Genomic DNA, 8749 nt, shown 5'->3' on the forward strand with positions numbered 1-8749 from the left:
TGCCCCGGGCGTCGGCCGGCGAGACGGCCCGCGGGTTCCAGCCGCTCTCCTGGTAGAGCTGTGCGGCGAGCAGGGCCGGGTTGATGGCGGGACAGAGGTTCCCCCACCGCTGCACGAGGCCCTGGTAGAGGGCCGGGACGGCGCCCTTGGCGAGCCCCACGGTGCCGTTCCTGCCGCTGCCCGCGCCGGCGACGAGCCCCGAGGCCGCGGAGTACGTGCCGACGACGAGCATGGCCACGAAGGCGAGACAGATCCCGAAGGACCCGCCGGCCACCAGCCACGCCCTGCCCGCCCTACGGCCCGCCCTACGCACCGTCAACCACCCCTCGGCCCATGGCAGTACGCCCCGTCGGTCAGTCTAGGCGGCGGGAGGCTCCCCGGGGACCGGTGCGCGACGACCTCGTCGCACGCGCCGCCCGCGTGCTCCCGCGCGCCGACCGTGCGCCGCCCCAAGAGTGGAACAACGACGATCATTGCCCGGAGTCACCCTCCGTGATACACAGAGTGACCATACGCTTCTTCACACGGAAACCGGCCACACCACCGCAGGTCAAGGCGGTCAGACCGGTCAAGTGTGCGGGGATCGGGTAAAGAGAGCCGTCAAGCAGTCACATGCGAGCGATTTCTTCGGCGAAGATAGAGCGATGACCCGTGCCGTCCGGGAAGGACGGCCAACAACCCACACAGGGGCGGTGAGTTACATGTACCTGGCGGCCGAAAAGGGCGACATCACCACCATTATCGGTGGAATCGCCCCGAACTGGGGGCCCTTCGGGAGCCTGGGCAACGAGGCCAAGGTGATGATCGAGGTCGTGATGGCCGTGGCCATCCTGCTCTGCCTGGGCATCGCCATCTGGGGCGCGGCCAAGCAGCGCATCGGCGCGACCGCCCTCCGCGACACGTTCAGCGCGGAACAGGGCAAGGGCCTGATCGTGGCCGGCCTGACCGGCGTCTTCATCATCGGCTCGCTGGGCACGCTCTTCACGATCGTGTACGGGATGGCGGTCTGACGTCCCGTCGGACCGACCGCCCCGAGACCGCCCACCCGGATTGTCCACCTGAACCCGATGCCCAGTCCTGTTGAAGCACGGCCGTACCCGCGAACGAGTGAGGGGGCGTACCCGGCATGAGTCCCGGCGACGAGCACGACAGCTTCGGCGGCGTGGGCGGCTCGGGCCAGACCCGGACCCGCCTGCCCGAGGGCAACAGCGGCGACGTGTACGGCGCCGGGCGCCGCCCCGCCCGCTCCTCCCGCTCCCTCGTCACGGTCGTGGGCGTGGTGGTCCTCCTCGTCGGCGCCATCGCCCTCGCCAACCGCGGCGGGGGCGACCCGGCGGACCCGTCCGCCCCCCGCTCCGGCACCCCCGGCGAGGCGGCCCCCACGGCGGCCACGGGCGTCCCCCCGGTCAAGGGCCGGAACGGCCCGGTCCCCACGGGCTACGCCCGGGACGAACAGGGGGCGCAGAGCGCGGCGACGAACTACGCGGTGGCACTGGGCTCGGCCGCCATGTTCACCACCGCCGGGCGCGACGAGATCGTCACCACGGTCTACACCCCCGACGCCGCGGCCGCCCGCAGGAACGACCTCGACAAGGCGTACGGCTCCGAGGAACTCCTGACCCGCATCGGCCTCCAGGACGACGGCACGGCCCCGCCGGGCACGACGTTCATCTCCCGGGTCATCCCCGTGGGCGCCAGGACGGAGAGCTACGGCACCGACCGGGCGACGGTGTCGGTCTGGTACTCGACCCTGTTCGGCCTCGCGGGCGAGGCCTCGCGGAACCCCGTCTCCGAGGCCTGGTACACCGACACGTTCGAACTGCGGTGGGCCGACGGCGACTGGAAGGTCACCAGGACCACCCAGAAGGACGGCCCCGTGCCCGTCGCCCGCGACCAGCGCGCGTCCGGCGCCCAGGACATGGCGGACGCCGTCGGCCAGTTCGGAGGCTTCACTTATGCCCGGTAAGCCCTTGGCCCCTCTTCCGGCCGGGCGGCCCCTCGCCCGCGGCGCCGGCTTCCTCACCGCGTTCGGCGCGGTCCAGACGGCCGCCGTCCTCTTCGCGGGCCGCGCCTTCGCGGACCCCACGCCACCGTCCACCCCCACGGCGACGCCCTCCCCGAGCGCGACCAGCAGGGGCTGCGACCTGCTCTCGGGGCAGGCCAGGGAGCACTGCGCGAAGGGGGAGACCGGCGGCAGCGGGGGCGGTGGCGGTCAGGGCCCGCTCAACGATCCCACCACGGCCCTGGACCCCCTGGCCTCCCTCTCCCGCGGCTTCGCCGACGCCGCCGTCACCACCGTCGACTACCTCTCCAAGGCCGTCAAAGAGACCGCCGACGTGGACTTCACCAACATGGAGTTCCTCGGCCGCTACGCCGTCGTCTTCGCCGCCTCCACCGTCCTCACCCTCCTCCTCTGGCTCCTCGCCGTCGCCAAGCGGGCCATCCGCGGCGTTCCCCTCACCACCGCCCTCTCCGAGGCCATCGGCTTCCTCTGGCTGACGGTCCTCGCCTCCGCCTTCACCCCCCTGATCCTCTACACCGTCGTCAACGCCACCGACGCCGTCACCGAGGTCATCGCCTCCGGCACCGGACAGCAGACCGACGTCTTCTTCGGCAGCTTCAAGCAGGCCCTCCAGAAGGGCGACAGCATCGGCGGCGGCCCGATCATGCTGATCATCGTGTCCCTGGTGACCGTGATCGCCGCCGGCGTCCTCTACCTGGAGCTGTTCCTCCGCGCCGTCATGCTGTACGTCGGCGCCCTCCTCGGCGTCGTCGTCTACTCCGGCCTCGTCGACAAGAACATGTGGGGCCACGTCCGCCGCTGGGCCGGCATCATGATCGCGATCATCATGGTCAAGCCGGTCATCGTCATCGTCCTCGGCCTCGCCGGCGCGCTCTCCTCCGGCACCGGCCCGGACTCCTTCTCCGCCGTCGTCTCCGGCCTCGCGATCATCCTGCTCGCCATCTTCGCCTCCGCGATGATCTACCGCTTCGTCCCCGGCTTCGGCGACGAGATCGCCGCCTCCCGCAACAACCGCCTCCACCGCGCCGGCGAGAACACCGCGGCCGCCGTCATCTCCTCCCCCGCCTCCCTCGTCTCCCAGGGCATCAAGACCCACAGCAGCCGCGGCGACGGCGGCGGTGGCGGCCAGGCCTCCGCGGCCCCCCGCCCCGCCAACCAGCTCTCCGGCGGCATGGCCGCCCACAGCAGCCGCGGCGGCGCCGGAGGCGGGGGCGCGACACCGCCCCCGGCCCCCCGCAGCAGCAGTCCCACCGCGGGAACCCCGCACGGCAACCGCAAGAACTCTGGAGGTGCAGGGCGTTGACGACCCAGTCCCATCCGGTCGCGCCCCGCCGCACGTATCTCATCGGCCGCGCCCGGCCGAACGCGATCGTCGGCAAGAACCGCGAGACCGGCGAGATCGCCCTGATCATCGTCGGCGCCTTCCTCGGCATGATGAGCGGACTCCTCGTCCCCTCCCTCCCCCTGCGGATCGCGCTCCTCGCCGGCCTGCCCATGCTCGCGATCGCCGCCGTGTACCTCCCTTACAAGGGCCGCACGTTCTACAAGTGGTTCGAGATCAACCGCAGCTACAAGCGGATGCTCAAGCGCGGCACCGCCTACCGCTCCGTCACCGTCGAGGCCGGCACCCGCCTCGACGGCCGCGAGGTCGAGGTCGGCCCGCCCCCCGGCATCGGCCGCATCGGCTGGCTCTCCGCCCCCTTCGGCCCCGACGAGATCGCCGTGCTCCTCCACGCCGACCGCCGCACCGTCACCGCCGCCATCGAGATCGAGGGCCCCGGCGTCGGCCTGCGCGACAGCGAGGACCAGGAGGCCCTCGTCGACCGCTTCGGCACCCTCCTCAAGCACGTCGCCAACGGCGACGGCTTCGTCACCCGCCTCCAGATGCTGGCCCGCACCCTCCCCGCCGACCCCGACGCGCACGCCAAGGACGTCGGCCAGCGCGGCGACCCGCACGCGCCCCCGTGGCTCCAGGAGTCCTACGACCAGCTCCAGTCCATGGTCTCCACCTCCAGCGAGCAGCACCGCGCCTACCTCGTCGCCTGCATGCACTACACCCGCGAACTCGCCGCCGAGGCCAACGCCATGGCCCGCGCCGCCCGCCACGCCTCCGGCGCCCGCCGCCTCGACCGCGACGCCGGCCTCGCCGTCGTCATGGCCCGCGAGCTCACCGACATCTGCGCCCGCCTCGCCGAGGCCGACATCCGCGTCCGCCAGCCCCTCGGCCAGTCCCGGCTCTCCTCGCTCGTGCACTCCATGTACGACCCGGACCACCCCATCGACCACATCCAGGCCATGACGAAACGAAACGCCTGGCCGGCCGAGCTGGACGCGATGGAACCGACGTACCTCCAGGCCAAGACCCGCGAGTCCTCCACCCGCGCCCCCTGGTGCCACGCCACCGCCTGGGTCAAGGAGTGGCCGATGACCCCCGTCGGCGTCAACTTCCTCGCCCCGCTCCTCGTCCACACCCCCGACGTCATCCGCACGGTCGCCGTCACCATGGACCTGGAACCCACCGAGGTCGCCATCGAGCGCATGCTCACCGAGAAGACCAACGACGAGGCCGACGCCAGCCGCGCCGCCAAGATGAACCGCACGGTCGACCCGCGCGACATCGCCGCCCACGGCCGGCTCGACCAGCGGGGTGAAGATCTCGCCAGCGGCGCTGCCGGGGTCAACCTCGTCGGGTACATCACGGTGTCGTCGCGTTCCCCCGAGGCCCTCGCCCGGGACAAGCGCACGATCAGGGCCTCGGCCGGCAAGTCGTACCTGAAACTGGAGTGGTGCGACCGCGAGCACCACCGGGCCTTTGTGAACACCTTGCCGTTCGCGACCGGCATCCGCCGCTAGGGCCGAAGGGGCACAGACCCATGCGAGATCCGCTGTCCGTCCTCACCGACGCCTTCACCTCCTTCCTCTTCGGGAAGGTGGAGACGACCCGCCTGCCCGTCCGCACCTCCACCGGACAGGCCCAGGCCGTCTACCTGCCGACCGCCGCCCCCGGCCTCGGCGACTCCGGCGTCATCATCGGCCGCGAGGTCTACAGCGGAAAGGGTTACATCTACGACCCCTTCCAGCTGTACGGGCAGCAGCTCCCCGCCCCCCACTGGCTGGTCCTCGGCGAGTCCGGCAACGGCAAGTCGGCCCTGGAGAAGACGTACGTGCTCCGCCAGCTCCGCTTCCGCGACCGGCAGGTCGTCGTCCTCGACGCCCAGGGCGAGGACGGCGTCGGCGAGTGGAACCTCATCGCCCAGGAGCTGGGGATAACCCCCATCCGCCTGGACCCGATGGTCGCCAACGACGCCGGGATCCGCCTCAACCCGCTCGACCCGTCGATCACCACCACGGGCCAGCTCGCCCTGCTCCGCACGATCATCGAGGTGGCGATGGGCCACGGCCTCGACGAGCGCTCCGGCTTCGCACTCAAGGTCGCCCACGCCTACGTGAACAACCACGTCACCGAACGCCAGCCGATCCTCACCGACATCGTCGAGCAACTCCGCCACCCCAAGGCCGAGTCGGCGGAGGCGATGAACGTCGCCATAGAGGACGTACGCGCCTGGGGCCTGGACGTCGCCCTCGTCCTGGACCGCCTGGTCGACGGCGACCTGCGCGGCATGTTCGACGGCCCGACGACCGTCGGCATCGACCTCGACGCGCCCCTGATCGTCTTCGACCTCTCCCACATCGACCGCAACTCCATCGCCATGCCCATCCTCATGGCGATCGTCGGCGTCTGGCTGGAGCACACCTGGATCCGCCCCGACCGGAAGAAGCGCATCTTCCTGGTCGAGGAGGCCTGGCACATCATCAACAGCCCCTTCGTGGCCCAGCTGTTCCAGCGTCTCCTGAAGTTCGGCCGCCGCCTCGGCCTGTCCTTCGTCGCCGTCGTCCACCACCTCTCCGACGTGGTCGACGGAGCGGCGGCGAAGGAGGCCGCGGCGATCCTCAAAATGGCCTCCACCAGGACCGTATACGCCCAGAAGGCCGACGAGGCGCGCAACACCGGCCGGGTCCTCGGCCTGCCCCGCTGGGCGGTCGAGATCATCCCGACCCTCACCCCCGGCATCGCGGTCTGGGACGTCAACGGCAACGTGCAGGTGGTCAAACACCTCATCACCGAGAAGGAACGCCCGCTCGTCTACACCGACCGCGCCATGACCGAGTCCTCGGTCACCGACCCGGAACTGGAGTGGGAGACGGAACAGCGGGCCATGCTCATCGAGCAGCAGATGAACGGCTCCTCGCAGTCCACGGTGGCGTAGGCGGGACGAGCGGGGCCCGACGAGGCGGAGCAGCGAGGCAGGTGGGGCGGATGGGACAGACGGACGCGGCGCGGAAGGGCGGCGGAGGGATCTCGGACGGGCTGCTGCTCAGCCTGTTCGGCCTCCTCCTCTGCCTCACGGTCCTGGTGTGGACGGCGACCGGCCTGTCGGGCCTGTTCGCCCACGGCTCCTGGCCGGACGGCGTCGCCTTCACCGGCACGCCACCGGCCCTGCGCTCCCTGGCGACGGCCCCGACGGACCTCCCTGCGGCCTGGCCGGCCGCCCCGCCGGCCCAGCTCTCCGGATACGGCCTCTTCTGGGGCCTCCTGATCGGCGAGGCGATGATCCTGATGGTCCTCGCGATCTTCGCCCTGGGCACGGTGACCCGCTGGCGCGCGGTCCGCGCCCACCGCAGGACGGGCGCGTACGGGACTCCCCTGCGGGAGTCGGCCCCGAACCTCCGGAAGCCGGTACGGGAGAACCCCGAGGCGGTACGGGAAGACCCCGAGCCCGTACGGGACGAACGACCGCGCCCGGCACGGAACGCCGTACGGGACCACGCGTCCCCCCACCCGGCGAGCGACCCACCGGCCCCGACCCCGGCGTCCACCGACCCGCCCACCACCGAACCGACCCTCCTTTCCCCCACCCCGCCCGAGCACACCAGGGACCCCGTCCCCACCCCCCCGAGCCCCGTACGGGAGACCCCGAGGCCGCCCCTCTCCCCTACCGAGCCGCAGATCCCCCCGCAGCCCGGCCCCGCGGCCCCCGGCCACCCCGCCCCAGGGAATCCCGCCCCCGTAGGGGACGGCACCCTCTTCGGCCCGCCCGACGTCCGCCGCCCCGCCGCCGTCCAGGCGGTGCGGGACGCCGAGGGACCGGCCCTCGTCGTCACCTCCGACCCCGCCGTCTGGTCGGACACCAAGGACGCGCGGGGCAAGCTCGGCCCGGTCCTCGTCTACGACCCCGGGCACCTCTGCGACACCCCGGGCCGACTCCACTGGTCGCCCGCCGAGGGCTGCGGGGACCCGGAGACCGCGCAGGCCAGGGCAGCAGCCCTGCTCGCCCCGGTCCGCCCGCACTCCCGGCTCGACGCGGCGACCGCCGACACCGCGGAAACGCTCCTGCGCTGCTGGCTGCACGCGGCGGCCGTCGACGGCCGTCCCTTCCGCCAGGTGCACCGCTGGGCCCAGGGCTCCGACGCCCACGAGCCGGTACGGATCCTCCGCAGCCACCCCAAGGCCGTATCGGGCCTGGCCGGACTCCTCGAATCGGCCCTGACCGCGCACCCGGAAAGCCGCCGCCTGGCACAGGAGCTGACGGCCCGTGCGTTCTCCGCGTTCTCCACGGTCCACATCAGGGAGGCGTGCACCCCGAATCGAACGGATTCGCTGGCGCTGGCATCTTTCCTCTCCGAAGGGGGCACCCTCTACGTGGTGGGTGAATCGATCGAGGACCCCCGCACCCACCCCGGCGCGATGCCGCTCCTGACGGCGCTCGCCGCAAGCGTGGTCGAGCGCGGCCGCCGCATGGCCGCACGGTCATCCGACGGTCGGCTCGACCCACCACTGACCCTGGTGCTCGACGACGTCGCCGCCGTCGCCCCGTTCCCCGCACTCCCGGCCCTCCTGGCCGAGGGCAGCTCCCGGGGCCTGCCCACCCTGGCCCTGATGCGCTCCCGCGAACAGGCCAGAACCCGCTGGCTGAACGACGCCCTGATCCCCAGAGCCTGACACACCCTCAACGAGCGGACCGTCCCACCGGCCGCCGCAGCTCGTACTCCACCTCCTCCGCCGATCCGCTCCCCGGCACCGCCACCCGCTCGCCCGTCGCCGTGAACCCGAACCGCCGGTAGAAGGCCGCCGCCCGCGCGTTGTCCTCGTGCACGTACAGTCGCACCCGCTCGACCGCCGGCTCCACCGACGACCAGGACCACTCCACGCCCGCCCGGAACAGGGCGTCGATCACGCCCGTCCCGCGCGCCCCGGGACGCACGTACACCCCCACGACGTGGGTCTGGTCGACCTTCGCCGGCTCGCCGAACCGCACCTCGTCCGAGGGCCGCTCCACGAGCAGCGTGATCGTGCCCGCCCAGGTGCCGTCCGGCCCCTCGGCCACGAACTGCCGCACCTTCCCCTCACCGCTCTCGGACGAGTCCTCCGCCCGCTCCCGCCAGAACGCGTCGGGCCGTTCGACGGCGGCCTCGTACGTGTCGAGGAACGCCAGGTGCGCGATCGGGTCCCGGAGGGCGGCGAGACGGATCTCGCGGGCCTTCTCCCACTCGTCGGCACGGAGGGCACGTATCAGATGGTCCATGGCTCCGATCCTGACGACGAGCACACCCCCCTGACAAGGCATTTCCAGAGCCTCCGCGCACGGGGTCGCACCGGCTCCCCCGGAACGCAGAAAAGCCCCGCACCAGATGGTGCGGGGCTTTCCCACAATGATTGTTCGGCGG

8 protein-coding genes are annotated in these 8749 nt (G+C 72.1%); 6 read left to right on the plus strand and 2 right to left on the minus strand.

The window, feature by feature from the left end; genetic code table 11:
- Positions 1-232: transglycosylase SLT domain-containing protein (locus ACFY7E_RS32750; RefSeq protein WP_389491477.1), on the minus strand; the 232-nt coding region annotated here is incomplete at its 3' end.
- Between the two features lie 469 nt (positions 233-701).
- On the opposite strand from ACFY7E_RS32750, the gene ACFY7E_RS32755 reads away from it, so the two are divergent.
- The 6 genes from ACFY7E_RS32755 (at position 702) to ACFY7E_RS32780 (ending at position 8024) form a co-directional block, all read left to right on the plus strand.
- A complete protein-coding gene (locus tag ACFY7E_RS32755) occupies positions 702-1010 on the plus strand; it encodes a hypothetical protein (RefSeq protein ID WP_024757447.1) in 309 nt (102 codons plus the stop codon).
- A gap of 116 nt (positions 1011-1126) precedes the next feature.
- Positions 1127-1966, plus strand: coding sequence for a hypothetical protein (locus tag ACFY7E_RS32760; protein WP_389491460.1), 840 nt, complete (start codon positions 1127-1129; stop codon positions 1964-1966).
- A complete protein-coding gene (locus tag ACFY7E_RS32765) occupies positions 1956-3326 on the plus strand; it encodes a hypothetical protein (protein ID WP_389491463.1) in 1371 nt (456 codons plus the stop codon). The genes ACFY7E_RS32760 and ACFY7E_RS32765 overlap by 11 nt, the downstream gene beginning before the upstream one ends.
- Positions 3323-4876, plus strand: coding sequence for an SCO6880 family protein (locus ACFY7E_RS32770; RefSeq protein WP_389491465.1), 1554 nt, complete (start codon positions 3323-3325; stop codon positions 4874-4876). The genes ACFY7E_RS32765 and ACFY7E_RS32770 overlap by 4 nt, the downstream gene beginning before the upstream one ends.
- Before the next feature lie 20 nt (positions 4877-4896).
- Positions 4897-6291 (plus strand): ATP-binding protein, encoded by a 1395-nt coding sequence (locus tag ACFY7E_RS32775; protein ID WP_389491468.1) that lies wholly within the window; start codon positions 4897-4899, stop codon positions 6289-6291.
- Positions 6292-6341: 50 nt separating this feature from the next.
- Entirely contained in the window at positions 6342-8024 is a 1683-nt protein-coding gene (locus ACFY7E_RS32780; protein WP_389491471.1) for a type VI secretion protein, read from the plus strand.
- A 7-nt stretch (positions 8025-8031) separates the two neighbouring features.
- Here the strand turns inward: ACFY7E_RS32780 and ACFY7E_RS32785 are convergent, their stop codons facing one another.
- On the minus strand, positions 8032-8607 hold the full coding sequence (locus tag ACFY7E_RS32785) for a GNAT family N-acetyltransferase (RefSeq protein ID WP_389491474.1): 576 nt from the start codon (positions 8605-8607) through the stop codon (positions 8032-8034).
- Positions 8608-8749 lie beyond the last annotated feature (142 nt).

Origin of the sequence: Streptomyces sp. NPDC012825, from assembly GCF_042900925.1 — a bacterium.
Taxonomy (GTDB): domain Bacteria; phylum Actinomycetota; class Actinomycetes; order Streptomycetales; family Streptomycetaceae; genus Streptomyces.

What these genes read in the sequence shown, in the direction of transcription:
- ACFY7E_RS32780 (WP_389491471.1), top strand. Translation starts at nt 6,342, where the DNA reads ATGGGACAGACGGACGCGGCGCGGAAGGGCGGCGGAGGGATCTCGGAC.
- ACFY7E_RS32785 (WP_389491474.1), bottom strand. Translation starts at nt 8,607, where the DNA reads ATGGACCATCTGATACGTGCCCTCCGTGCCGACGAGTGGGAGAAGGCC.
- ACFY7E_RS32755 (WP_024757447.1), top strand. Translation starts at nt 702, where the DNA reads ATGTACCTGGCGGCCGAAAAGGGCGACATCACCACCATTATCGGTGGA.
- ACFY7E_RS32760 (WP_389491460.1), top strand. Translation starts at nt 1,127, where the DNA reads ATGAGTCCCGGCGACGAGCACGACAGCTTCGGCGGCGTGGGCGGCTCG.
- ACFY7E_RS32775 (WP_389491468.1), top strand. Translation starts at nt 4,897, where the DNA reads ATGCGAGATCCGCTGTCCGTCCTCACCGACGCCTTCACCTCCTTCCTC.
- ACFY7E_RS32765 (WP_389491463.1), top strand. Translation starts at nt 1,956, where the DNA reads ATGCCCGGTAAGCCCTTGGCCCCTCTTCCGGCCGGGCGGCCCCTCGCC.